The sequence below is a fragment of the uncultured Veillonella sp. genome (genome assembly GCF_963534045.1).
Classification (GTDB): domain Bacteria; phylum Bacillota; class Negativicutes; order Veillonellales; family Veillonellaceae; genus Veillonella.
Window position 1 is genome coordinate 55,034 of sequence record NZ_CAUSQT010000003.1, and the last position, 24,969, is coordinate 80,002.

Consider the following 24,969-nt stretch of genomic DNA (forward strand, 5'->3'; position numbering starts at 1 on the left):
ATTAAAGATTTCTTCTACGTACAGCATATATAATTGTAATTTTTAGTATTCTTTGTTATCTTATAATGTGAAGAAAAATATATATTTGTTGTAAGCTCCTTTAGAAAGGATACATTATGTTATCATCAATGAAATCATTGATTCGAAATCCTATTTTGCGTTTTGGCATTATAGGCATAGTGCTCTACATTGCACTATTTTTTATTTATGAACCAATCACATTAGGTCTAGATGTTGAGGACATTACAATCCTTGCGGTGCCGACCATGGTCGGAATGTTCTTATTCCAATACTTTATGAGCTGTACCGTGTTCCATCGTGCATTTCTAGGCTATGGTCTGGTTGGTCTACTTTGGGGACTCACATTCCCGCTATTATTTCACTGGTCCTATGTTAAGCCCCTTTACTTCTATGAGTTTGCCAACGATTTTTTATTTGGTTTACTCTTATTTATGGGCCTATCCGGCATTCAATATTTGGTAACGCAAACGGGACGGCTACAGAAATTAACATCTGCTATACTGGCATTATTCTCATCAGTCCTTAGTCTTATTCCATTATTACAAATCGGTTATTATATGACCACTTGGCACTGCTTAACACCAGCAAGTCTATTAGCAGTATATATGACAAATCCTGAAGAAGCCTTCGGATTCTTAAAGAATGCTGCTGGTATCCCCGGTCTTATTGCCATCGTTATAGGACTAATATTGTGGACGCTCTTCCTATATTGGTGCAACCTAGGAATGAAACGAGTTGTCGATTTTAACACAACGCGTCCTTTACGATTAGGCGTACTCATCGCATCCATGGTAGCATTTATCGTTTACGTACCATTCTTCTTATTTCCCCAAACATGCATCGTAGCTAATTGGATAGCTGCAGGTAATTATGTTAAAGAAATGCAACAGTACAACGATAATCACCACCTTGTATTTGATTCATTCAATTTGGACACAAAGGATACAACGCCTACTAAAACGCCAGGAACCATCATTCTCGTTATCGGCGAATCTAGTTCCCGTGATTATATGAAGGTATATAATCCAAAATTCCAATACGATGATACACCTTGGCAAGAGGATATGCGTGATCACAATAAAGATTTTATCTTCTTTAATCATGCATACTCTTCCTATGTACAAACGGTACCAACCTTAGAACGCGCCCTTTCGGAGCGCAACCAATACGATGATCGACCATTCCTAGATTCTGCTAATATTTTAGATGTGGCAAAAAAAGCAGGCTATACAACATCTTGGTTTAGTAATCAAGGCGTATTTGGCGAGTATGATACAGCTATTTCCTTGATGGCTAAAACGGCGGATACCACAAAATGGGCTCATGAATCCTATGGTTTTTCCGATCTTTATGATGAATCTTTATTACCATTGTTAAAAACGGTTGATCCTAGCAAAAATAATTTTGTTGTAATTCATATTATGGGTAGCCACATTTATTACAACGATAGATATCCTCATGAATTTAGTAAATGGAAAAAAGGCCCTAATCCAGAAGGTATTGAGGCCTATGCAAATAGTCAACTCTACACAGATTGGTTGTTACAACAAATTTATACATATGGTAAAGATAATCTTAATCTTCAAGCTATGGTATATTTTTCTGACCATGGTGAAAGCGTAGATAAATCTCACAACCCAGATACATTTGATTTTGTGATGACACACATTCCATTCTGGATGTATTTATCACCTCAATATCGTGCTGCATACCCTCAAACAGTATCAGCCCTAGATAGTCATGAACATCAATATTTCACCAATGATTTATTGTACGATACATTAGTTGGTCTCATGCATGCACCAAATAGTCGTTACGATAAAACGAGAGACTTTAGTAATAGCGCTTATCGATTTAATCTACATAATCTCACAACGCTATTAGGCGAACAACCATTGACTAATGATCCTGTAAATGCAGGACAATAAGATATCCTAATACAACAATAGCGACGATTGAATTTACATCAATCGTCGCTATTTTGCGTTATAAGGGCCGATACATTCTTTTCTGTATAAATCTGTATATCGTGTTGTAATAAGAGCTCTGACGTGACACCAACCCCTTTTACAAGGGTTCTTGTAAATGTACCATCATATAGTTCACCAAATCCACAACTAGGGCTTTTGGCTTTTAATAAAGCACACCGACAATTATTATCTACAGCAGTTGCTAAAGCTAATGCTGCGCCACATTTAAATTGTTCTGTCACATCGATACCATCTCTTGTTAGGACTCGATTACCTACACGTTCCGCTGGAGGTCTGGGCGTTAACAGCCCTCCCAGTACCTCCGGACATACCGGAACAAGGTTATAGACGTTCTTAAGCTCTTCTAAGCATTCTATTCGATTATGGTCACAATCATAGCGACAACAAACACCACAAAGGCATTCACTAATTAATAGATTCGGTTTACTCACGTTATATACCTACCTGTAAATACAGTTAAAATGATATACAAAAAAAGACTAACCGAAGTTAGTCTTAATGGTGCCGAGGACCGGAATCGAACCGGTACGGTTATTTCTAACCGACGGATTTTAAGTCCGTTGCGTCTGCCTGTTCCGCCACCCCGGCATGGGTAACGATTTTGTGGAGGCGGCACCCAGAATCGAACTGGGGAATAAAGGTTTTGCAGACCTCTGCCTTACCGCTTGGCTATGCCGCCATATAAAATTAGTGGAGCGGGAAACGAGATTCGAACTCGCGACCCCCGCCTTGGCAAGGCGGTGCTCTACCGCTGAGCTATTCCCGCATGTACATGGTGCCTCAGGACAGAATCGAACTGTCGACACACGGATTTTCAGTCCGTTGCTCTACCGACTGAGCTACCGAGGCATGAATGGCGACCCCGATCAGATTTGAACTGACGATCTTCGCCGTGACAGGGCGACATGTTAACCGCTACACCACGGGGCCGTATCCAAAGTACTTGCTTAGTATATCGGTTATCTGACTTTTTGTCAACACTATATATGAAAATTCATGATGAAGTTTTTTTCATCTCCCAAAATAGTACTATCTTTATGTCCAGGTTCAACCAATAAATTATCATCTAGCTGTAATAGTTTTTGTAAGCTTATACGTAAATCACCTGCATTACCATTGTAATTATCGCTATTTCCAACATTTCGTTTAAAAATAGTATCACCTGTAAATAGATGGCCTTCTATTTCAAAACATACGGAACCTGCACTGTGCCCTGGGGTATGATATACCCGTATATGAAAAGGGCCAATAGTTAGTATGCCTTCTTGCAAAGGAATACATTGAGTGAATATTTTTTTCTTATATACACTTGGGCGCCGGCGAATCAATTGTAATAATTCATGATCCCCCTCATGTAAATACGCCGGAATATTGTAATACTCACAAATTTCATCGAGTGCCGATACGTGATCGCAATGACCATGAGTTAATAAAACTGCAATAGGTGTAGACTCCCCTACCATATCAATTATATGCTTACTATGAAATCCTGGATCAATTATGAGAGATTGATTGTCTTCTTTTAATACATAGCAATTTGCCTTATATAATCCTAATGGACGTTTTATAATCTCCATTATACAATCCCTTCCCCCATAATACATCCAGTATACATATAAGCTTCTATAAAATTCTATATCGTTTTGTAGTATCTTTTTTTATAAAATATCCTTCCCAGAATTGTGGATGAAGCATAACTAGAATCGTAAATAATTCCAAACGACCTAATAGCATATCCACAATAGCCACACCTTTTGCACCTAAAGGTAATAATGCAAAGGAATCAGTTGGTCCATAACCTCCAAAGGCTAAACCTACATTACTTTGGAATGCGGTTACTATTTGTAGTGCATCACCTGTAGATAGGCCAAAACACGTCATAAGAAATACGGATATAACATAAATCATTAAATATAGAAATATAAATTGTTGTGTCATACGCACCCATTTATCTGGCAATGGTTTTCCATTGATTCGTACCACTTGAACCATATCAGGGTGTATAGCTTTTCTCAAATATATAATACTACTTTTAATTAAAATAATTAGGCGGATAATCTTAACGCCACCGGTCGTAGATCCGCTACAGCCGCCAAAAAAGCTGGCTATAAATAACATCATTTGAGCCGCAGCAGGCCATAAATCATAATCGGAAACGGCAAAACCACTACCGGTTTGTATCGATACTAAGGTAAAAGCCGAATCTTGAAAGGCTTGTCCTATATCCATAGAATTAGATTGAAAATATAAGGATATAAAGGTAATAAGAATACCAATAGCTAATACAAGCCAATACATACGCGTTTCAAAATCAGAGAATAACGCTGAGAATCCTTTTTGAACTACATTATAATATACGGCAAAATTACCGCCTGCAATGACCATAAACAAAATAAATACAACACATATATATGTATTTTGACTATATAAAAAAGTACCTGCAGTAGTCGGCGTCAATCCACCAGTCGCAATAATTGAAAATGCATAATTCAACGCATCAAAAGGATCTATACCACCTAAACAAAGCATGATAAAACAGATGATGGTAAATATTACGTACAATGTCCATAATTTTGATGCTATAGATTGAATCCGAGGTAACACTACACCTGGTTTTGGTACAGATGCTTCAGCATTAAAAAAATGAGCAGCATCAGCACCGAGATTTCGTAAGAACGATAGAATCAACACAATGATTCCCATACCGCCAATCCAGTGCATCAATCCACGCCAAAGAATGAAGGTCTTTGGTATGCTATCTACATCAGCAATAACTGTAGCACCTGTTGCGGTAATACCTGACATAGATTCAAATAGCGCGTCCATCGGATTAACTAATATACCAGATATAATAAAAGGAATAGCCCCTAATAACGCTGTTAATATCCATGTGGAACTAACTACTAAAAAGCCATCTCTCAAACTAAAGGTTTTGCTATTATGCCCTCCAAGTACTAGTAAAGCACCGAGTAATATGGATAATATAGCGGTAACACCAAAGGACCAATATGCAGTTTCAAATAGAATACTATATATAAATGGTATAACAAGAAATGCTCCAAAAATATAGAGTAATTTCCCTACCAAGGACATAACAATCTGTATACGCATATAACCCCTACGTTAAATAATTTAATAATTTAGTAACAGATTCAGGCAATGAGAATAATACAATATGATCTCCTACTAATAGCTCTGTATTACCACGCGGAACGATTGCTTCATCATCGCGAAGTATAACACCTACTAGGGCTTTACCTGGAAGGCGAATATCTTTAAGTTGTTTACCAGCTACTGGGGATTGTTCTGTAATAATTATCTCTATGGATTCAGCCTTACCACCTTCAAAAGTAGATATAGAGACAACCCCTTCACCACTGCGAACAAATCGTAGTATTTGCCCTGCCGTCATCAATCGTGGTGAAAATACAATATCTATACCGACCTGTTCCATGAGCATAATATATTCAGGTCGTCCTACACGAACAACGGTTTTAGGTATGCCCATATGTTTACCTACCAAAGCAACTAACAGATTTAATTTATCATCATCAGTTAATACGATAATAACATCGTTATCAGCTACTTCTTCGGCTTCTAGTAAATCAAAATCCGTACCATCCCCATTGATGACAATGGCTTTATCCACTTGTGCTGCCAAGGCTTCACAACGCTCAATATCCTTCTCAATGACCTTAACAGTAAATCCTGCTTTTTCCAATAAGATAGCTAGATTGCGACCTAGCAAACCTGCCCCGACAATAACGGCCCGTTTATGGAAGGTTGCATGATTAGAAAACCATTCTTGTTCAACTTCATTAATACCGTCTTTTAAACCTAAAAAGAAAACACTGTCATTTGGTAATAATATACTTTCACCATGAGGTATAATCATTTCACCTAATCGTAAAATGCCAACCAATAAGACACCTTCTGGAAAGGTTAATTCTTTTAAGGGTTTATTAATAAGCGGACATGTATTATTAATTTTAAATTCCATTAAACGTACAGCGCCTTGACCAAATTCTTCTACATCAAGGGCAGAAGGCGTTTCAATAATATGAAGTAATTCTTGAGCCGTAACCATTTCTGGATTAATGAATAAATCAACACCTAATCGTTCTTTCATATGATCGTCCATATGATCAACGATATTTGTATCCCTTACACGTGCTACAGTAGATGGAACACCTGCTATTTTAGCTACCGCACAAGATAACATATTAACTTCATCTGAATCGGTAACTGAGATAAACATCCCCACATCAGATAAGTCAATTTCATTCAACAACTGTATGTCGCTACCATTACCGCATACTAAACTAACATCCAATGTATTTTCAAGATTATGGATACGCTCCTGAGAACGGTCTATAAGATATACGTCATGATCATCTTGCACCAGTCTTTCACACAAGGAATACCCAACCTTACCAGCACCTACTACAATAATCTTCATAGTTTAGTCCTCTTGTGAATTTGGGGTCCATTGTTTACCAGTTTCTGTCAACAATGTCCACCCATCTTCTTGTACTACAAGGCGAGATTTCATTAAATGACCTAGAGCTCGTTTAAAAGCAGCCTTACTGATATTAAACTTATCCTTAATCAACATGGCTGATGACTCATCACTATAAGGCATTTTACCGCCTCGTTGTAAAAGATATTCCATAATAATATGACCATCAGAAATTAATGCTTTTTCTTTGATAGGACGCATTGACACATTAATACGACCATCTTCTCGTTTGAAGGTAACACGAGCCTCTACCATTTCCCCAACATTTAACTTTCTTGTCATTTCTGATCGATGTAAAAAAGCAATCCATCGTTCAGGGGTAATAAAAAAGGCTCCATCACTAGTCAAATTGTAAATAGCACCACTTACTTGTTGTCCTACAACAGCATCGGTAGCAGCTTTAGAGGCGCGTCTCATCTCATCATCAACGTCCATAGAAACGGCCATACGACCAGATTTATCGGTATATAGTTTTACCCATACCTTTTCCCCTACTTGAGGTCTGCCACGCATTTCAGCGTGAGGCATAAAAATCCCCCGCTCAGTACCAACCTCAACGAAACAACCAAAATTAGTTACATTAATAACCTCAACATAACCAATTTGACCGACCTTCATAGCAGGCAATCGCATGGAGGCAGTCAAACGTCCCTTAGGGTCACGATATAGAAATACCTCTACATCATCACCGATAGCAACTGGTGAAGTTTGTTGATCCTTATGGAGCAAAATATCATCATTTGTATTTCCCGTTTGACCGTCAAGGAAAGCGCCATGATCACTAGTGCGTAGAACACGCAGTGTAGCAATGGTATTTTCCAATAATTCGCTAGCCATAGATTATTCTCCTTCAAAAGGAACACGTCCAGCATCGTTCCATAAGGCTTCTAGTCCATAAAATTCACGAATTTCATCGTTACCAAACACGTGACAAATAATATCGCCAAAGTCCAATAATACCCATTCACCTTCGCGATATCCTTCACGATGGAGGACCGTCATACCTTGTTCTGCTGCTATATCCTCAATTTCATCTGCAATGCTTTGAGATTGTTTAATATTATTGGCGCTTACAATCATAAAATAATCACCTAACATGGAAACACCTTCCAAATCAAGGATTTCAATATCATGACCTTTTTTATCATAAGCTGCTTGTGCAAGTGCTAATACATGTTGTTTAATTTCTTCTTTTTGTTTCATTGTATCTCCTATTATTCTTTCTTTTCTGGTTCAGAACCTGGTTCCGATGGTTTTACACGTGTACTTTGTTCTGATTCTACAGCAACAGGCGCCTTTTTCGTTTCAGGTGTAGAAACAAATTGACTTAAATCTTCAGGTGCCAATGTTCCCATCGTTATTCCCACTAAACGTTGAGCTTCGGTTGGATTAACATGCCAATACACAACATCATTAATTTTTTCTTTTTCACCAGGCAATATATAAAAATGAATATGGTCCTTTTCCATTTGTCCAATGGAACGCATTAATTTAATGGCATCCCAAGTGGATATATTACTTTCATAATGGCTCCATAAACGCCAAATATGCCAAGCTTTAGTAATAAACCATGTATCTTGTTCACGATCAACCCATAATTTCAAGAATCGTTCTTGTCGTTGTACGCGTCCAAAATTATCGTTATTTTCATCTGTATAGCGTAAATATGCTAATGCATTGTCACTATCTAAATTTTGATAGCCTCTTCGCAAATCTATATCTTTGCTACCTGTTTCAGCATCAACATGTTCCATATTCTTTTCTACATAAAACTGCTGACTACCCAAAACATCACTTGTTTTTTTGAAAGCTGTCTCATCTACGACAACATAGTAAGGTATACTGATATGGAATATATCCTCTACAACTGCTTTTGTTAATTCAATATTCCCTTCTGCATACATTTGATTTAACATAGAAGCAGATTTTTGATCTCTGCTTTCAATCTTACTATTGCTAGGAATACCAATAATATCCATCGTGTTGGTATTCATATTGATAGACATGAGGAATAATGAATCAGCTTGACTCGGATTATTTTTATCTCGCCCTACAATTAATACATACACAGGCTTATCCAATGCCTTCTGTTCTACATTTAGGGTATCAGTATGTTTAGGTTCACTGGATTCTTCTATTTCACTTGCCGTATCGGTTTGCGTTACCCGATGATATACATAGCTAATTCCACTATACATGCCCCAGCCTATACCACAAATAACGGTGAGTGCTAACACGAATGCAATGATTAAACGGCCCCACTGAAGCTTATTTTTTTTCATTTGACGTTCTCGACGTCTTCTACGACGACGGGCTCGCGCCTTTTCAAGCTCATCCATTGTAGGCACCTCCTTTTTTCATGTGCTGTATAAGATCATTACGACTAATTATTGTAAGAGGATAAATAGTATCACCACTATCAATTAAATGTCGAATTGTCGTATCAAATCCACATAACACCCCAGTATCAAGGGACTGTTCTGCAGCAGCACGAATATAATTTACGCCAGGAAAATTGCGATTAGGCTCAATATAATCGGCTAAAAATATAACTTTATCCAACTTTGACATCTCCACTTTACCAGTTGTGTGAACACGTATAGCCTCCAATACATCCCGGTTAGTAATACCATATTGAGTATTCGCTAATACCATACCTGCTAAACCATGTAATAACGCACCGCTATGTAACATATCGACATCACAAGACAAATCTGCAACTACATCTTGCATTTCTAATAGAGGTAATTCTTTAGCACAATCATGTAATAATGCCGCTAACCGAGCATCTTCTACATTAGCCCCATATTTTTTTGCTAAATAAACAGCGGACTCTACAACACCTAGAGTGTGTATAAAACGCTTTTTACTTAATTTATTAGATAAATCGGTTTCAATTTGTTGTATATCCACCTTTAATTATTCCTTCCGATAAATATCATATTTCTCAATATATTGAACTACACATTTAGGTAACATATATCTGACCGTCAAGCCTTGACGCAGTCGGTCTCGTAAATAAGTAGCAGATAATTTCATTTCTGGCACATTCATTAAATGGATTCTATTCTTAGCTTTGGAACCTAATAACTCTAATGTTGTATCAACAACTTGAGAGCCATCAGGTCTCATAGCACCAATAAAATGACAATGCTCTAATAATTCATCAATAAATTTCCAATTAGGTAAATCTCGTATTGTATCTGTGCCAGCTATAAAGTAAAAGGAAACAGAATTTCCATATATTTTTTTGAAATGATGAATGGTATCAATTGTATATGAAGGCCCTTCACGACGCATTTCCACATCGGATATTTCAAAATACGGGTTATCTGCTACTGCTGCAGCTGTCATGGCATACCGATGCTTAGCATCAATAACATCATTATGTTTATGAGGAGGTATTCTAGCAGGAACAAATATAACCTTTTCTAAATGAAAGCTTTCTCTTGCTACCTCTGCAATCATTAGATGTCCTAAGTGGATGGGGTTAAAAGTTCCACCAATAATACCAATCCGCCGTTTCTCTACCATATATAAGTCACACCCTTTATGACTATAATGCAAATCAAGATAAATAATGCCAATGCTTTTACATACGATACCCACTCATAGTGCCCCTTAGGCGTTTGAATATAACGATAATAGGCTCGTATCAAATAATATAAACGCATCACGAACGAATTTGTCCTGTACCAAATACAAAATATTTATAGGATGTTAATGCTTGTAATCCCATTGGTCCACGAGCATGAAGTTTTTGTGTACTAATGCCAATTTCAGCACCAAATCCAAATTCAAAACCATCTGTGAATCGGGTGGAAGCATTATGGTAAACTGTCGAACAATCGATTAAATTCATAAAATGCTGAGCAGTCGTATTATTATCGGTAACAATTGCTTCAGAATGATGAGTTGTATACCGATTAATATGTGAAATAGCCTCATCCACAGATGATACAATAGCTACATTTAAATCAAAATCATTATATTCTGTTTCAAAAGAATTATCATCCACAGCAACACCATTAACGATTTGTAAGACCTCTGGTGTGCCATGAATCATTACATGGTGATGTGCTAACTTTGTTTCTAAGGCCAATAAGAACTCTTTTGCAATAGAACTATGGACTAATAAAGTTTCCATGGAATTACATACTGATGGACGCTGCACCTTAGCATTAACAGCTATATCAACAGCCATATCAATATTAGCTTCAGCATCAACATAGGTGTGACAGATACCACTTCCGGTTTCTATAACTGGTATCATACTATCGCGTACAACGCGTTGTATTAATCCTGCACCGCCCCGTGGGATGACTACATCTATATAACGACGTTGTTGTAGCAATACACTGACAGCTTCACGATCCAAAACCTCTACCAACTGGATAGCTGCTCTTGGTAAATCATGAGCTTCTAATACGTCTTGCATAAGGGATACGATGATGCGATTTGTACGGAATGCTTCCTTACCACCGCGCAGAATGGTGGCATTAGCAGTTTTAAAGCATAACGCTCCGGCATCAACGGTTACATTGGGACGCGCTTCAAAAATAATACCTATAACACCAAATGGGACAGCACGCTTCTCAATATGAAGTCCATTAGGCCTATCGATATTTTCTAGTACAGTTCCTACCGGAGATGGTAATAGACTAACTTGACGAACACCTTCTGCCATTTGATGAATACGATTTTTAGATAGTAGTAATCTATCTAACATCGTATCAGGTACCACGCCTCGAGCCGAATCCATATCCATGTGATTGGCTGTTAAAATTTGTTCACTGTGTTGAACTAACGCATCGGCCATAGCACATAATACCTCATTGATGCGTTTCTCTGGTAATTGCTGTAAAACAATAGATGCTGCTCGTGCAGATTCACCCATTTCTTTAAATATACTTTCATAGGAATTCATACTGCACCTCATCAATGAATAATTACTAAATTATTTCTATGAACAACCTCATCATATGTTGTATCAATTTCTAATACACGAGCTATATCTTGCGTATTATGACCTTTAATTTTGAGCAAATCTGTAGAACTATAATTCACTAATCCTCTGGCGATTTCTTTTCCCTTAGCAATAATTGATACTGTATCACCAGGTTCAAAAGATCCATCCACTTCTATAATACCGGCTGGTAAAATACTCGCGCCGTGATGTAATACAGCTCTTGTACACCCTTCATCTATAGTAATGCTGCCACTTAAGCGCTTACCATAAGCTACCCAATGATGCTTTTGTGAAACACCTTGATCATTAGCGACAAATAATGTACCTATATTCTCACCTTTACATACTTTACGTAAAGAATTATCTGATTCACCACTGGCAATAATCATATGTATACCTGAATTAGTCGCCATATGGGCAGCCTTAATTTTAGTATACATTCCACCGGTTCCCATACTTGAACCAGCACCGCCAGCAATTTCATAAGTTTCATCTGTAATCATAGAAACTTCATGGATTAAAGTAGCTGTAGAATCTGTAGCTGGGTTGGCCGTATATAAACCATCAATATCAGATAAAATAATAAGTACATCAGCCTCTACAATACCTGCTACAGTGGCCGATAAGGTATCATTATCGCCTATTTTATATTCTTCAATAGCTACTACATCATTTTCGTTAATGATAGGGATGACATGAAGTTGTAATAAAGCATGTAGTGTATTACGTAGGTTCAAATAACTATGACGAGAAGTACTATCCTCCTTAGTCAACAATATTTGAGCTACGGTTCTTCCATATTCTCTAAACATGCGTTCATACATATGAATGAGTACACCTTGTCCTACTGCAGCTGATGCTTGACGTAACACAAGATCTCTTGGTTTTTCTTTAAATCCTAGTGGTGCAAGTCCAGCACCGGTAGCCCCCGAGGAAACAAGAATAACCTCTTTCCCTTGGTTGGCAAGATCTGATAATTGACGGACTAAATGTTCTATCCGTTCTAAATTTAAATGACCATTTGGGTAACATAATGTACTGCTCCCCACTTTTACAACAATGCGTTTAGCATTCTTAATGGCATCTCTCATGCAATCATCTCCTATAAGGGAAAAAGGTTATAACTATTATTTCGGTAATATAATTTTGGGTTCTTTTTTAGCTTTATAAAGAACACCATTGAATCCAATAACTTGTACTAATTCAGCCCCAAGCATATCAGCTAATTCTTGGAAAATCGCTTTATCTTCTGGACTATTATTAAGCAATTTAACCTTAATTAACTCACGTGCCATCAGTGCTGCTCTAGTACTATCAATGACGCTATCCTCAAGGCCATTTTTACCAATTTGCACAACAGCTGGCATAGTAGCAGCTAGTGAGCGTAAATACCGTTTTTGTTTTCCTGTCATTATAACTCCTAGTCTCTAAATGTGAATCGTTGATCACCAATAACAACTTCATCGCCTTCTTGGCACCCTTTTTCACGTAATTTATTATCCAATTCCATGAAACGCCAAATACGTTGGAATCGACGTAACGATTGATCATCGTCAAGATTGGTCATCGCCACAAGTCGTTCGATACGCTTACCTGTAATATAAAAGGCAGCATCATCGCCACGGGTAATGACAAATTCAGTATCTGGTTTCGCTTCATACATAACCGTATCATCAGTGGCTTCAACTTCTGGCTCATAATTTTCTACGTAATAATAAGCACGTTCCATAAGCTCAGGTAAACCTTCGCCACTTAGTGCATTAATTAAGAAAACTTCATAGCCTTTATCCTCAAAATAAGTTTTTGTTTTTGGAATTGTTTCATCATCAAAGACAAGATCAATTTTATTGAGTGCTACAATTTGTTTCTTATTAGCTAGTTTTTCTGAGTATTTACGTAACTCATCATTAATAGCATCAAAGTCTACCTTAGGATCACGTCCTTCTATACCAGATACATCAAGAACATGAATGAGAATATTCGTACGTTCTACGTGACGTAAGAAGTTATGTCCAAGGCCTACACCTTCGCTGGCACCTTCGATAAGACCCGGAATATCAGCTAAAACAAAGCTACGGTCACCAGAAATGGTAACAACCCCCAATACAGGTGTTAAAGTAGTAAAGTGATAAGCTGCCACTTCTGGTTGTGCTTTAGATACTTTGCGTAAAATACTGGATTTACCAACGCTTGGATAACCAAGCAAGCCCACATCAGCCAACACCTTTAACTCTAGTTGTAACCAACGTTCTTCCCCTGGTTCCCCTTTTTCAGCAAAGGTAGGGGCACGATTAGAACTAGATAGGAATCTAGCGTTACCGCGACCACCGCGACCGCCTTTAGCAATGATAAAGGTATCACCATCGTGAACCAAGTCACAGAATACCTTACCTGATTCTTCGTCCTTAACAACAGTGCCTAATGGAACAGGGATAATTAAATCTTCTGCACCACGACCATGTTTATTAGCACTTTCACCATTGCCACCCTTCGGTGCTTTAAATTGGCGTTTATAACGAAAATCTACAAGAGTATTAATATTTTTATCTGCTTTTAAAACGACATCTGCCCCTTGACCACCATCGCCACCGCTTGGTCCGCCATTAGGAACATATTTCTCTCGACGAAAACTGGACATACCGTCTCCGCCATCACCCGCTTTTACAAATACACGAGCGCGATCTATAAACATAATTACATCCTTTTCTGCAAAACTATTTTAATAGTTCTATTGCCTTTTGAATTTGAATATCAGACATATCACTAGATGGTGCAGTTCCCTTTGGTAATTCTAGAACTACATCTGGTTGAATACCAGTGCCATCAATAACACGATCATTAGGGGTATGGTATTTAGCAATCGTCACTTTAATACCTTCATCCTCTAGATTTGGATATACGCTTTGAACAGTCCCTTTACCATAACTATTAGTACCTACAATAGTACCTAACTTTCTATCTTGAATAGCGCCGGCAATGATTTCAGATGCACTAGCAGAGCCTTTATTAATAAGAACAACCATAGGCAATGCGGGATTTTTTCCATCGGATACATAATTTTTTCTCTTTCCATCACGTGTAGTGAAAGATACTAATGTACCTTCTGGCATAATAATGCTGGCAATATCTTGAGCACTATTAAGTAATCCACCAGGGTTATCGCGTAGGTCTAGGACTAACGAAGTCATCCCTTCAGAGAGAAGCTGCTCATATTGAGTTTTAAAATCCCCTGCTGTATGTTCAGCAAATTGACTGATCCGAATATATCCAATGTGGTCGGTTAGCATCTTACTTTTTACTGTAGGTAATACAATTTCTTCTCTTGTTACGTTAAACGTTAATAATTGATTATCCCGTTCAACCACAATTGTTACATTGCTTCCAGCTTCACCACGTATTTTTGAAGCTGCATCCTCAATCGTCATAGAATTAGTATCTACACCATCAATGGATACGATGTGATCACCGCTTTTGATGCCAGCTTTATAAGCCGGCATATCATCAATAACGGATGCTGCTTCTAACCCCTTTGAACCATGTCCAAGAACCATGCCCACACCTGCATATGTGCCAGATGTATGCTCCTTCATAGATTCAAAGTCATCCTTATCTAAATAGACACTATGAGGTTCTCCTAGGGAAGCTACTAAACCTTTCAACATACCATCAAACAATGTGGCTTTACTTACAGGCGTCATAAATTTCTGAGTCGCTATGTAATAAGTCACCACAAATCGAGGCAACCCCATAGCTGATCCAGAAATATACCAAAATACGAGCCACAACATAATAATGGACGCAAATATATATTTAATTAGCGCTAAACCAATTCTTTTAAAATTATTATTCATTCTATAAATAACCCATAGGATCAACTGGATCCCCGTTTACACGAACTTCAAAGTGAACATGAGGTCCTGTACTATTGCCCGTACTACCGGCATAGGAAATAACTTGACCTTTCGCAACAGATTGACCTTCATCTACAGCGAGTTCAGAGTTATGACCATATAGTGTAGAAAGTCCATTACCATGATCGATAACTACAGCATAGCCATAGCCGCCCATCCATCCGGACCAAACTACGACGCCACCATCAGCAGCATGAACAGGTGTTCCTTCATCAACGCCAATATCAATACCGGAATGATAAATCGTAGTACCCCAAATTGGATGAACACGATAGCCATAAGGGGACGTAATTTCACCACTAACTGGCCAGCCAAGTTGTCCTGTACCTTGTACCCAATTATCTGATGCACCTTGCCCACCAGAGGATTGAGCTGCGGCGGCCGCGGCTGCAGCAGCTGCAGCGGCACGTGCAGCTTGTCGCTCTTTCAACATAGCACTTACTTGCGCTGAAGAAGCATTAAGTTCTTCAATGGCTTGCATAGCAGTTGCTCTATCATTTTGTGCTTTTTGAAGAACCACGTTACGCTCTGCTTTTTTCTGTTCAATTTCAGCCTGTTTAGCAAGAGCCGCTTTTTCTAATTCAACCAACTTAGCACGATCTGCTTCAAGTTTTTGTTTATGAGCTTCAATTTCAGCACGTTCTTTTTTAATTTCGTTAATCAATGTAATATCGGAATCGATAATTCGTTTTAAAACCTCTAATCGATTAGCGAAATCGCTAAAATCTTTAGATCCAATGACTACATCAAGATAACTAAGTCGTCCATTGATATAAATATCACGAACTCGTTTATAAAATACGGATTCTCGACCTTCTAATCGTTTTTGAGCTTCTGCCAATTGACGTTCATTAACTGTAATATCATTTTCTACAGCTACACGCTGGTCTTTAATCGTACCTAACTCAGCAGTCGCTTGACGAAGTTGTTCCTCAATTTGTTTCAACTGTTCAGAAACGCTACCAATCACAGTTTCCGCATCTGCTTTTGCAGCATTTTGTTGATTAACTTGTTGTTGAATCGAATCTAATTGATTCGTTAAATCTTCATCTTCAGCCATAATATAGGCTGGTGTCCCGCATAATACCACTCCCGAAAGAAGGGCTGCTACGAGACGAGTTTTAAATGTATACTGTCTCATAATCCCTCTACTATACTTTCATATATTGTTTCAATGAAATGGTACTACCAATAATACCTACAACTATCCCACCGCCAATTAAGCATGCTACTAATTGATAGAAGAATGGGAACATAGGAACTAATGGGAAGAATGCAAGCGAATCAGATACTTCCATGGTAATAAAATGATAGAACTCACCCACGCATAATACGGCAATAATGGAACCGATAAAGCCCAATAACATGCCTTCGATTACAAATGGCCAACGAATAAAGCTATTTGTAGCGCCTACATATTTCATGATTGCAATCTCTTTGCGACGAGCAAATACGGTTAAACGAATGGTATTAGAAATAATAAACAATGTGGCTGCCGCTAAGAAGCCAATGAGTACGATACCACCAATTCGGATAATTTGTGTAATACGGAACAATTCCTCAATGATATCCTGACCATAATGTGTACTTTCTACGCCTTGGAATGTAGTAACCAATTTAGCAGTAGATTTAACATCTTCAGGATTTTCAAAGGTAAGGACATAAGAGTTTGGCAATGGATTGACACCACCTAATGCGTTGACTAGTTGTTGTTGATCACCCAAACGTTCCTTAAATTCTTTCATGGCTTGTTCTTTATTAACAAATTCTAAGTGTTTTAGATTTGGAATTGCTTTCACTTGCTTACCAACAGCCATAATTTGTTCTGTCGTAAGCCCATCTTTCAAATAGACACTCAATTGAACTTGATTCTCTAAGCTAGATGCCATGTTATTAAGATTGATAACACCACAGAGAAATACACCAAGCATAAATAAAGATAGTGCTACAGTAGAAATAGACGCTAATGTCATAAGGCCATTGCGTTTCATGGACTTTAAGGCTTCCTTAAAGAAATATTTCATTGTTCTAGGCTTCATTAAATTCTGCACCCCTCATATTATCACTAAGAACACGACCATCTTTTAATTCGATAACTCGTTTATTTAAATAGGTAACAATATCCATATTATGGGTAACCATAATTACGGTAGTGCCAAAATTATTGATATGCTTGAACAAGTCTACAATGCCTTTACTCGTGTTAGGATCAAGATTGCCTGTTGGTTCATCTGCAATTAATACAGATGGACGGTTGACGATAGCCCGTGCAATTGCTACACGTTGCTGCTCACCACCAGATAAATCCTCTGGTAAATCATTCGCCTTATCAGATAATCCAACCAATTCAAGAACGTGAGCTACCTTCTCTTTAATCACCTTAGGTTTCTCCTCGATAACCTCTAAGGCAAAAGAGATATTTTCAGCTACGCTTTTGTTAGGTAATAGTCGGAAATCTTGAAATACTACCCCCAATTTACGACGCAATTTTGGTATTTTACTACGTTTCATTTTTGTAACATCAAACTCATCAACGATAACTACACCAGAATCTGGTGTAACTTCATGAGTTAATAATTTAAACAACGTAGATTTACCAGCCCCACTATGACCACAAATCAATACAAATTCACCATCGTTAATGGTGATACACACATTATCAAGTGCGGTAGATCCGTTTTCATATACTTTACTAACATTCTTAAATTCTATCATCGGTTCCCCTTTTATTTACGTGTCACCACTTTTTTAACTGCTTTTACGATATCCTCAGCTGTTAACCCATATTTCGCCATCAATTCTTTTGGTGTACCACTCTCCCCAAATGTATCTTGAACACCGACGAATTCCATAGGAACAGGTTTATGTGCAACAACAACTTCAGATACAGCAGAACCTAAACCGCCTAAAATATTATGTTCTTCAGCAGTCACAATAGCACCTGTTTCTTCAGCAGCTTTAATGATAGCATCAGCATCGATAGGTTTAATGGATGCCATATTAATAACGCGAGCAGAAATTTGTTCACCTTCTAGTTGTTTAGCTGCTTCAACTGCTGGTCCTACCAAAGCACCACAAGCGATAATCGTCACATCAGAACCATCTTTTAATTGATTGGATTTACCAGGTTTGAAAGTATATCCTTCTGCAGTTACATCATCAACACCAGCACGACCGAGACGTACATAAACAGGACCATTATAATTAGCTGCCCATTGAATGACAGATTCAGTTTCCTTTTCATCTGCTGGCACAATCACAGTCATGTTTGGTAAAACACGCATACATGCGATATCTTCTAAACTTTGATGAGTCGCACCATCTTCACCTACAGTAATACCTGCATGTGTAGCACATACTTTTACATTAAGTTTTGGATAACATACAGCATTACGAATTTGTTCAAATGCACGACCAGTGGCAAACATAGCAAAAGAAGATACGAATGGAATCTTACCTGCTGCAGCCAATCCAGCACCTACAGAAATTAGATTTTGTTCAGCAATACCTACATTAAAGAAACGTTCTGGACACTCTTTTTTAAATGTATCCGTCTTAGTAGATTTTGATAAATCAGCATCAAGAACAATAATATTAGAATTTTCTTTACCGATTTTTGCTAGCGCATTACCGTACGCTTCACGTGTTGCTTTACCCATTATTGTACCCCCATGATTTCATTTACGAATGCCACACCTTGTTCTTCACTAGGTGCCTTACCATGCCAACCAGCTTGACCTTCCATTTCTGCAACACCTTTACCTTTTACAGTATGCATTACAATACATGTAGGGCCATCTGTGAAAGCTTTCGCATCTTCAATAGCTTGATGTAATTCATCAATATCGTGACCATTTACTTCAATAACATTCCATTTGAAAGCTTTAAATTTATCAGGAATTGGCAATGGGGACATAACTTTTTCAATATCACCATCAATTTGTAAACCATTATAATCTACAAAGGCAGTCAGATTATTTAATTTATAGTGGCCTGCAAACATAGCAGCTTCCCATACTTGACCTTCTTCAAGTTCTCCATCACCGAGAATGGAATATACACGATAATCAGTATTATCGATTTTACCTGCTAAAGCCATACCACAAGCTGCAGAAATCCCTTGGCCCAAAGAACCTGTAGACATATCTACACCAGGTGTATGCTTCATGTCAGGATGACCTTGAAGGAAATGATTAATTTTACGCAAATTGATTAATTCGGATTTAGGAAAATATCCCTTTTCAGCAAGTGTCGCATACAATGCTGGCGCTGCATGACCTTTTGATAACACAAAACGGTCACGATCTTGCTTTTTAGGATTACTTGGGTCTACATTCATTTCTACAAAATATAACAGAGACATTACATCAGCAATGGATAAAGAGCCACCTGGATGTCCAGATTTAGCTGCTGTAACAGACTGTACGATGCTTACGCGAATCGCTTTTGCTTTCTCTTGTACTAATTGTTTTTGATCTTGACTCAATGTAGCCATAAAGACCTCACTTTCTGGATAATCTCCAATTTATATTTAATACTCTTCTAAAAGTGAAATAGCAAATTCCGCATTGCGTTTTGATACCTTACGCAATGTTTGAATGCGATTGAATGAATGTTGATAAGATTCTGTAGATTGTAAAAGTTCTACACATCGATCATATAGAACATTAGAATCTAATTCTGTCATAGTACCAATTGGTTCTTGTTCAATCATATGTAAAAAACTTGTAATTTTAGGGTCATAGGAAATACCAATAACTGGTTTTTCCATTAAGGAACTAAATACAAGTGCATGTAGGCGTATGCCAATCATTAGATCTACATTACCAGATAAGGATAGTTGCTCTTCTGTGGTAAAAGGTCCTTCTAATACGATTGGTTTTACCTTCATTAATGAAGCTATAATCTTTGCTTCCTTCGTATCATCAGGATGAGACATAGGTATGAATACTATTTCAGCATCTTGCTCTAAACTTAACCGGCTCAATACATCTGCTAAACTCTGTCTATACGCTGTATCATCCTTCCAACTACGCACAGCAATGCCGATACGTTTCCTACCACTTTCAATAGAAGCACAATTATACTTGGTTAAAATATTAGCACCGATACTAGGATTGGCCTTATGCATAGCTAATACAGCATCCGCCGTAACCTCAACATCGTAAATTCCAAGAGCATTCAACTCATCTTTTGAAATGGAATCACGAACTGTAATTCCATCTACATATTTCAACATAAATTTAACAGCTCGTTTTGTAGATTTACGATATAAAGGACCAATACCTTGAGAGTACAGCATAACAGGTTTTCCAAGTAATTTTGCAAGTCCCATGATACTTAGATAATAATAGGTATTTCGAATACTTGTAGCATCCTGTAATAAACTACCTCCACCGCTAATCACTAAATCAGCATTACGTATGGCATTCAAAATACCAAAGGCAGCAAATGTTCCAACAGCCTTAATATTATGTTTTCTACTAGTCTCTTGAGGATTGCCGGAGATAACCGTAATATGTGCATCGTCTTCTACATCACGAATAGCGTCGATAATGGCGCAAAGCATAGCTTCATCACCAGCATTACCAAAGCCATAGTAACCGGAAATAACGATATTACTCATGACTGTCCTCCCGATGCATAGCCCATTGCGAGATGTAAATGAGGAAACGAACTGCAAGAATAAGAACAATACCTATAGCACAACCGAGCAACAAACCATCATACCCACGCATAATAGACATGAAGACAGGTGTTCTAATATGACAGAAAGTTTCAACCATAGACGCTACGCCGATAACGCCAGCTATAGTTAATACAAAGTGAATAACCATAGGCCATTTACGTAAGAATGCAAATGTTGCGAGCATCAATAATGGATGACCAATCATAAATTCCTTTTCTCTTGGTCTAGCATATAGTGTATTCTCTAGGAATCTACGCAATACGAGTTCAAATGTTGGAACAGGCACACCTGCCGTATGACCACTACGGCCTACAAATACCCAAGCCGCAGCACCTATAGCAGCAAACACAAAGAACACATACATTTTTACATCTGTAGTTAGAAATTCTTTAATGAATTGCTTAGCTTCTGTTCCAGAGTTGATCATGCGACCTTTCCATAATGGAAAGCGTTGTAGATATGCAATCATAACAAGGATGATTGGTAATACGAAGGTAAGTTTTACACCTCTAAAGATTTCAAATTCCATAAAGAATTTTGTATTACCTAATAATGCCGCAATATACATGCCACCAATAGCAGCAAATAATGTTGCTATTACGAGATAGAGTAATGCGAGTAGCGTAGATTTCCACGCACCTATAGGACGTGTACCATCTGATCTGCGCCATTCTTCCATAAGAATCACCAAGGCTCCAACAGGTGCCATAATAGCTGCAGATAAAGCCCAAATTTGAACTAATAATGTACCGCTAGTTACAATAAATCCAACAATGGATAGTAGTGATAGTGCAAAAAATAGAACTAATTGTTTGTGTTGTGACATAGCTATAAACATTTGTCCTACATACACAAATAACGCAATACTACCAATCATTGTTAGAACAACTAATAAAGGATTAGGTGTATAGGCAGGATAAATATCTGCTGGCCCAAATTCATAGCCCTTAGCACTCAATTTATCTGTTGCACTATGTACATAGTTAATCGTTGTTTGTAACACAGTTTCATTATTTTGCCCTACTTCATACATAGGGAATAAATTAAATCGAATGTTGCGCTCAATATCGCTAATATAGAATCGTTGAGCCGCTTCTTCCGGAGTAATCTTCTTTAACTCATCTTTAGAAATTGTGTAAACACGACCTACACTGTAATTCTTCTTAGCCGCCATATCTAAGAATCCTAACTGAGGCTCATATTGCAACTGATTAACAGCTTCAATACCAACCAATGGAATATGAAGATTATTCATAGCCTCTAAGGTTTCATCAATATGATCTGGTGCACCTAATGCCTCTTTACCAGCAAATATAATACCTGTTACATGAGGAACCCCATCTAGACGATTAAATACATATTTAATATCATCAGATGTAACATTGCGATAATTAGTAGGTCGAACAATTACATTAAATCCGCGATTGGCCACTTCCATGGCTTGAATCTTAGAGATGCCTAAGTTCATCTTCGCATAGCTATCTGAAGTAGCACCTTGTAATTCTAAAACGGGTCCTATACTAGTATTAAATTCTTTAACCTTTTCTTTACTAATACGATGATATAGGTCTTCGCGAATTTCTTTATAATAGCCTTCTTTACCAGGAATAAGTGCAACATAAGTAGCGCCTGGTTTAATAGAACCACCATTGATACGAACATCGGACATATCTTGTGATGAAAGTAATTTAATTTCACCAGCGTCATTTGCCTTTTCTAATGTTCTATCATAAATGGCAAATGCCGTTATTCCCGCCTCTTTCAGTGCATCAAAAGCATCTTTTTGACTACGTTTTTCAAAGGCATTAGCTCGAAGTACAGCATCATAATCTACTATATTCTCAATATGATTTTGTGCCTTTTCAATTGTATTGCGCTCCATTACTAAATAGAGTGCTGAAATTAGTCCTACTATGATACATAGTATAAGAACTAATGAGTGCTTAGTTTTCTTAACAGTATGCACGATATTTCCTTTCTAATTGAGTACAGGTTTAATCTTAATATGAATTTCTCCATTTTCAACGTTAACAGACTCAGCTTTAACCGGAACTGGGAAATTATTAAAATCATAGATAGCAATAGGATGCAATTGTTGTGATGTAATACCTGCAATAGTCAATCCACTAACTGTAAATCGACTAGGAGCAAATGATAAAACATTATCTTTCAACTGCAAGGCGCCTTCCAAACTAGCTGTTCCTTTCAAAGACCCCATAATGTTAACAGTCCCAGTTAATGCTATACGGTCTTTATTAATTACTACATTAGCATCCTGTAGACCTTCTGTATTCTGAATCAGGAATTTCTTTAAATCATCCTCTAACACAATACCTTCTACATAGGATGGACCAAGACTTAGGACCTCAACCTCATGAGATGCAATGAGAGAAATAGGATTAATAACAATATTATTTGCCTCATAATGAAGACTAGAAAAATTCAACTTTCCTAATTGAACATTTTCCAATGTTCCTGCCGCGTGATCTGCTTGTCCGTAAACCAGTTTAAAGGCGGGTGTAGATTCAATAACAACAGTTTGGCTGGAAGGTTTAAGTGATTGATTTAACTCATCTTCTACAATAGATTCCATATATTTTGGAACTACAAATTGAGCACCCACCACACATACAATGATAAGCAAGACGATGAATATTAAAAATTTTTTCATTATAGCACCTATACTGTTAAATTAGCTTCTTTCTTTAAATAGCCTTCTATGAATTGGTCGATATTGCCATCCATAACAGCCTGTACATTACCAGTTTCAACCGATGTACGATGATCCTTTACCATATTATAAGGATGGAATACATAGGATCTAATTTGGCTTCCCCATTCAATAGCTTGGTATGTCCCACCAATTTGTTCTTTTAATTCAGCCTGCTTTTCAAGTTCTAATTCAAATAATTTTGCACGTAATAAACGAAGAGCTTGTTCTCTATTTTGCATTTGAGAACGCTGAGATTGACATTGAACTACAATGCCCGTTGGTTTATGCGTCATACGAACAGCAGAATCCGTTTTATTAATATGCTGCCCACCGGCACCACTTGCACGATATGTATCAACTTGGACATCTTTCATATCGATATTGATTTCTACGGTATCGTCAATTTCTGGCATTACGTCAACAGCTGCAAATGAAGTATGACGACGTGCAGCAGCATCAAATGGCGATATACGAACGAGACGGTGAACGCCTTTTTCAGATTTTAAATAGCCAAAGGCATTTTCGCCTTTAATGAGAAATGTTGCACTTTTGATTCCCGCTTCATCGCCAGGTTGTTCATCCATAAGTTCCACGGAAAACCCTGTCTTTTCTGCCCAACGCAAATACATTCGAATCAGCATAGAACACCAATCTTGTGCTTCTGTACCACCTGCACCAGCATGGAATGTAAGAATAGCATTATTCTGATCATATTCGCCGCCGAGCAAAAGCAATACCTCTTGTTTTTCAACAGCCTCTTGAATGCCATTTACAAATTGTTTGATTTCCCCCTCCATAGAGGTATCTTCTTCTTCTATTGCCATATCCAACATGACACTAGCATCTTCGATATCAGACACTAACTGTTTATACCCCTCTACAGAGTTTTTTAATTGTGTTGCCTCTTGAGAAATCTCACGAGCCTTATCAGGATTATCCCAAAATGTAGGATCACTCATCTGTACATCAAGTGTGAAGATTCGTTCTTCTTTTTGAGCTATGTTAAAGTGAATCCCTCATTCCATAAATTCGCTCTTCTAAACCAGAGATAATTGGTTTTAAATCCTCTAACAATTTATGTTCACCACCTTTATAGAATTACTACATGTACATAGTAACGATTTACTGTATTTTTAAAATGAAAAATGGCCGTTGC

Annotated in this window: 24 protein-coding genes and 5 tRNA genes; 1 reads left to right on the forward strand and 28 read right to left on the reverse strand. The window is 37.7% G+C overall.

The genetic code is table 11. The features are described 5' to 3' along the window. The first annotated feature begins 116 nt into the window (after positions 1-116). Positions 117-1,949 (forward strand): phosphoethanolamine transferase, encoded by a 1,833-nt coding sequence (locus tag RYP29_RS01435; RefSeq protein WP_311531737.1) that lies wholly within the window; start codon positions 117-119, stop codon positions 1,947-1,949. A gap of 38 nt (positions 1,950-1,987) precedes the next feature. Here the strand turns inward: RYP29_RS01435 and RYP29_RS01440 are convergent, their stop codons facing one another. The 28 genes from RYP29_RS01440 to prfB all read right to left on the reverse strand — a co-directional run bounded on the left by RYP29_RS01440 (position 1,988) and on the right by prfB (position 24,887). Continuing rightward, entirely contained in the window at positions 1,988-2,443 is a 456-nt protein-coding gene (locus RYP29_RS01440) for a DUF523 domain-containing protein (RefSeq protein ID WP_311531738.1), read from the reverse strand. Between the two features lie 68 nt (positions 2,444-2,511). Further along, a tRNA-Leu gene (locus RYP29_RS01445) sits at positions 2,512-2,600 on the reverse strand. A 16-nt stretch (positions 2,601-2,616) separates the two neighbouring features. After that, a tRNA-Cys gene (locus RYP29_RS01450) sits at positions 2,617-2,691 on the reverse strand. Positions 2,692-2,703: 12 nt separating this feature from the next. Then, positions 2,704-2,778 (reverse strand) — tRNA-Gly (locus tag RYP29_RS01455). A gap of 7 nt (positions 2,779-2,785) precedes the next feature. After that, positions 2,786-2,861: transfer RNA gene (locus RYP29_RS01460), tRNA-Phe, on the reverse strand. Between the two features lie 5 nt (positions 2,862-2,866). Continuing rightward, positions 2,867-2,942: transfer RNA gene (locus RYP29_RS01465), tRNA-Asp, on the reverse strand. A 50-nt stretch (positions 2,943-2,992) separates the two neighbouring features. Continuing rightward, a complete protein-coding gene (locus RYP29_RS01470; protein ID WP_311531740.1) occupies positions 2,993-3,589 on the reverse strand; it encodes an MBL fold metallo-hydrolase in 597 nt (198 codons plus the stop codon). 46 nt (positions 3,590-3,635) lie between these two features. Then, entirely contained in the window at positions 3,636-5,123 is a 1,488-nt protein-coding gene (locus RYP29_RS01475) for a TrkH family potassium uptake protein (protein WP_311531741.1), read from the reverse strand. Between the two features lie 7 nt (positions 5,124-5,130). Next, positions 5,131-6,471, reverse strand: coding sequence for a Trk system potassium transporter TrkA (gene trkA, locus RYP29_RS01480; protein WP_311531742.1), 1,341 nt, complete (start codon positions 6,469-6,471; stop codon positions 5,131-5,133). Between the two features lie 3 nt (positions 6,472-6,474). Beyond that, positions 6,475-7,368, reverse strand: coding sequence for a S1-like domain-containing RNA-binding protein (locus tag RYP29_RS01485; RefSeq protein WP_311531744.1), 894 nt, complete (start codon positions 7,366-7,368; stop codon positions 6,475-6,477). A gap of 3 nt (positions 7,369-7,371) precedes the next feature. After that, entirely contained in the window at positions 7,372-7,734 is a 363-nt protein-coding gene (gene rsfS / locus RYP29_RS01490; RefSeq protein ID WP_005378863.1) for a ribosome silencing factor, read from the reverse strand. 11 nt (positions 7,735-7,745) lie between these two features. Beyond that, positions 7,746-8,870, reverse strand: coding sequence for an LCP family protein (locus RYP29_RS01495; RefSeq protein ID WP_105084280.1), 1,125 nt, complete (start codon positions 8,868-8,870; stop codon positions 7,746-7,748). Continuing rightward, positions 8,863-9,444, reverse strand: a complete 582-nt coding sequence (yqeK, locus tag RYP29_RS01500) for a bis(5'-nucleosyl)-tetraphosphatase (symmetrical) YqeK (protein WP_311531746.1) — start codon at positions 9,442-9,444, stop codon at positions 8,863-8,865. Before yqeK ends, RYP29_RS01495 begins: the two co-directional genes overlap by 8 nt. A gap of 6 nt (positions 9,445-9,450) precedes the next feature. Beyond that, a complete protein-coding gene (nadD, locus tag RYP29_RS01505) occupies positions 9,451-10,065 on the reverse strand; it encodes a nicotinate-nucleotide adenylyltransferase (protein WP_311531748.1) in 615 nt (204 codons plus the stop codon). A 139-nt stretch (positions 10,066-10,204) separates the two neighbouring features. Next, a complete protein-coding gene (locus RYP29_RS01510; RefSeq protein WP_311531750.1) occupies positions 10,205-11,458 on the reverse strand; it encodes a glutamate-5-semialdehyde dehydrogenase in 1,254 nt (417 codons plus the stop codon). An 11-nt stretch (positions 11,459-11,469) separates the two neighbouring features. Further along, positions 11,470-12,591 carry a glutamate 5-kinase gene (gene proB / locus RYP29_RS01515; protein ID WP_311531752.1) on the reverse strand — a complete coding sequence of 374 codons (1,122 nt, stop codon included), beginning with the start codon at positions 12,589-12,591 and terminating at the stop codon, positions 11,470-11,472. A 36-nt stretch (positions 12,592-12,627) separates the two neighbouring features. Continuing rightward, positions 12,628-12,912 carry a ribosome assembly RNA-binding protein YhbY gene (gene yhbY / locus RYP29_RS01520; RefSeq protein ID WP_105084275.1) on the reverse strand — a complete coding sequence of 95 codons (285 nt, stop codon included), beginning with the start codon at positions 12,910-12,912 and terminating at the stop codon, positions 12,628-12,630. An 8-nt stretch (positions 12,913-12,920) separates the two neighbouring features. After that, positions 12,921-14,192, reverse strand: a complete 1,272-nt coding sequence (obgE, locus tag RYP29_RS01525; protein WP_311531754.1) for a GTPase ObgE — start codon at positions 14,190-14,192, stop codon at positions 12,921-12,923. 22 nt (positions 14,193-14,214) lie between these two features. Then, a complete protein-coding gene (locus tag RYP29_RS01530) occupies positions 14,215-15,351 on the reverse strand; it encodes a S41 family peptidase (protein ID WP_311531756.1) in 1,137 nt (378 codons plus the stop codon). A 1-nt stretch (position 15,352) separates the two neighbouring features. Further along, on the reverse strand, positions 15,353-16,552 hold the full coding sequence (locus RYP29_RS01535) for a peptidoglycan DD-metalloendopeptidase family protein (RefSeq protein ID WP_311531758.1): 1,200 nt from the start codon (positions 16,550-16,552) through the stop codon (positions 15,353-15,355). Between the two features lie 10 nt (positions 16,553-16,562). Then, the gene (gene ftsX, locus RYP29_RS01540) at positions 16,563-17,450 is read right to left on the reverse strand and encodes a permease-like cell division protein FtsX (protein WP_281741537.1); all 888 of its coding nucleotides are present in this window, start codon (positions 17,448-17,450) and stop codon (positions 16,563-16,565) included. Continuing rightward, positions 17,440-18,126: a cell division ATP-binding protein FtsE gene (gene ftsE, locus RYP29_RS01545; protein ID WP_156931178.1), complete on the reverse strand. Its 687-nt coding sequence runs from the start codon at positions 18,124-18,126 to the stop codon at positions 17,440-17,442. The genes ftsX and ftsE overlap by 11 nt, the downstream gene beginning before the upstream one ends. Before the next feature lie 11 nt (positions 18,127-18,137). Then, on the reverse strand, positions 18,138-19,070 hold the full coding sequence (locus RYP29_RS01550; RefSeq protein ID WP_311531761.1) for a transketolase family protein: 933 nt from the start codon (positions 19,068-19,070) through the stop codon (positions 18,138-18,140). After that, the gene (locus tag RYP29_RS01555) at positions 19,070-19,906 is read right to left on the reverse strand and encodes a transketolase (protein ID WP_311531762.1); all 837 of its coding nucleotides are present in this window, start codon (positions 19,904-19,906) and stop codon (positions 19,070-19,072) included. Before RYP29_RS01555 ends, RYP29_RS01550 begins: the two co-directional genes overlap by 1 nt. Positions 19,907-19,942: 36 nt before the next feature. Then, entirely contained in the window at positions 19,943-21,037 is a 1,095-nt protein-coding gene (gene csaB, locus RYP29_RS01560) for a polysaccharide pyruvyl transferase CsaB (RefSeq protein ID WP_311531763.1), read from the reverse strand. Beyond that, complete coding sequence (locus RYP29_RS01565; protein WP_311531764.1) at positions 21,030-23,066, reverse strand: DUF5693 family protein; 2,037 nt, start codon at positions 23,064-23,066, stop codon at positions 21,030-21,032. The genes csaB and RYP29_RS01565 overlap by 8 nt, the downstream gene beginning before the upstream one ends. A 12-nt stretch (positions 23,067-23,078) precedes the next feature. Continuing rightward, the gene (locus RYP29_RS01570; RefSeq protein ID WP_270524294.1) at positions 23,079-23,771 is read right to left on the reverse strand and encodes an LmeA family phospholipid-binding protein; all 693 of its coding nucleotides are present in this window, start codon (positions 23,769-23,771) and stop codon (positions 23,079-23,081) included. Between the two features lie 8 nt (positions 23,772-23,779). Continuing rightward, a protein-coding gene (prfB, locus tag RYP29_RS01575) for a peptide chain release factor 2 (protein ID WP_227041155.1) occupies positions 23,780-24,887 on the reverse strand; the annotation gives its coding sequence in 2 pieces (ribosomal slippage) (positions 23,780-24,829 and positions 24,831-24,887; 1,107 coding nt in all). Positions 24,888-24,969: the final 82 nt, after the last annotated feature.

Excerpts from the sequence above, each read along its gene's own strand:
- RYP29_RS01435 (WP_311531737.1), top strand. The coding sequence starts at position 117 with ATGTTATCATCAATGAAATCATTGATTCGAAATCCTATTTTGCGTTTT.
- RYP29_RS01470 (WP_311531740.1), bottom strand. The coding sequence starts at position 3,589 with ATGGAGATTATAAAACGTCCATTAGGATTATATAAGGCAAATTGCTAT.
- RYP29_RS01475 (WP_311531741.1), bottom strand. The coding sequence starts at position 5,123 with ATGCGTATACAGATTGTTATGTCCTTGGTAGGGAAATTACTCTATATT.
- trkA (WP_311531742.1), bottom strand. The coding sequence starts at position 6,471 with ATGAAGATTATTGTAGTAGGTGCTGGTAAGGTTGGGTATTCCTTGTGT.
- RYP29_RS01485 (WP_311531744.1), bottom strand. The coding sequence starts at position 7,368 with ATGGCTAGCGAATTATTGGAAAATACCATTGCTACACTGCGTGTTCTA.
- rsfS (WP_005378863.1), bottom strand. The coding sequence starts at position 7,734 with ATGAAACAAAAAGAAGAAATTAAACAACATGTATTAGCACTTGCACAA.
- RYP29_RS01495 (WP_105084280.1), bottom strand. The coding sequence starts at position 8,870 with ATGGATGAGCTTGAAAAGGCGCGAGCCCGTCGTCGTAGAAGACGTCGA.
- nadD (WP_311531748.1), bottom strand. The coding sequence starts at position 10,065 with ATGGTAGAGAAACGGCGGATTGGTATTATTGGTGGAACTTTTAACCCC.
- RYP29_RS01510 (WP_311531750.1), bottom strand. The coding sequence starts at position 11,458 with ATGAATTCCTATGAAAGTATATTTAAAGAAATGGGTGAATCTGCACGA.
- proB (WP_311531752.1), bottom strand. The coding sequence starts at position 12,591 with ATGAGAGATGCCATTAAGAATGCTAAACGCATTGTTGTAAAAGTGGGG.
- yhbY (WP_105084275.1), bottom strand. The coding sequence starts at position 12,912 with ATGACAGGAAAACAAAAACGGTATTTACGCTCACTAGCTGCTACTATG.
- obgE (WP_311531754.1), bottom strand. The coding sequence starts at position 14,192 with ATGTTTATAGATCGCGCTCGTGTATTTGTAAAAGCGGGTGATGGCGGA.
- RYP29_RS01530 (WP_311531756.1), bottom strand. The coding sequence starts at position 15,351 with ATGAATAATAATTTTAAAAGAATTGGTTTAGCGCTAATTAAATATATA.
- RYP29_RS01535 (WP_311531758.1), bottom strand. The coding sequence starts at position 16,552 with ATGAGACAGTATACATTTAAAACTCGTCTCGTAGCAGCCCTTCTTTCG.
- ftsX (WP_281741537.1), bottom strand. The coding sequence starts at position 17,450 with ATGAAGCCTAGAACAATGAAATATTTCTTTAAGGAAGCCTTAAAGTCC.
- ftsE (WP_156931178.1), bottom strand. The coding sequence starts at position 18,126 with ATGATAGAATTTAAGAATGTTAGTAAAGTATATGAAAACGGATCTACC.
- RYP29_RS01550 (WP_311531761.1), bottom strand. The coding sequence starts at position 19,070 with ATGGGTAAAGCAACACGTGAAGCGTACGGTAATGCGCTAGCAAAAATC.
- RYP29_RS01555 (WP_311531762.1), bottom strand. The coding sequence starts at position 19,906 with ATGGCTACATTGAGTCAAGATCAAAAACAATTAGTACAAGAGAAAGCA.
- csaB (WP_311531763.1), bottom strand. The coding sequence starts at position 21,037 with ATGAGTAATATCGTTATTTCCGGTTACTATGGCTTTGGTAATGCTGGT.
- RYP29_RS01570 (WP_270524294.1), bottom strand. The coding sequence starts at position 23,771 with ATGAAAAAATTTTTAATATTCATCGTCTTGCTTATCATTGTATGTGTG.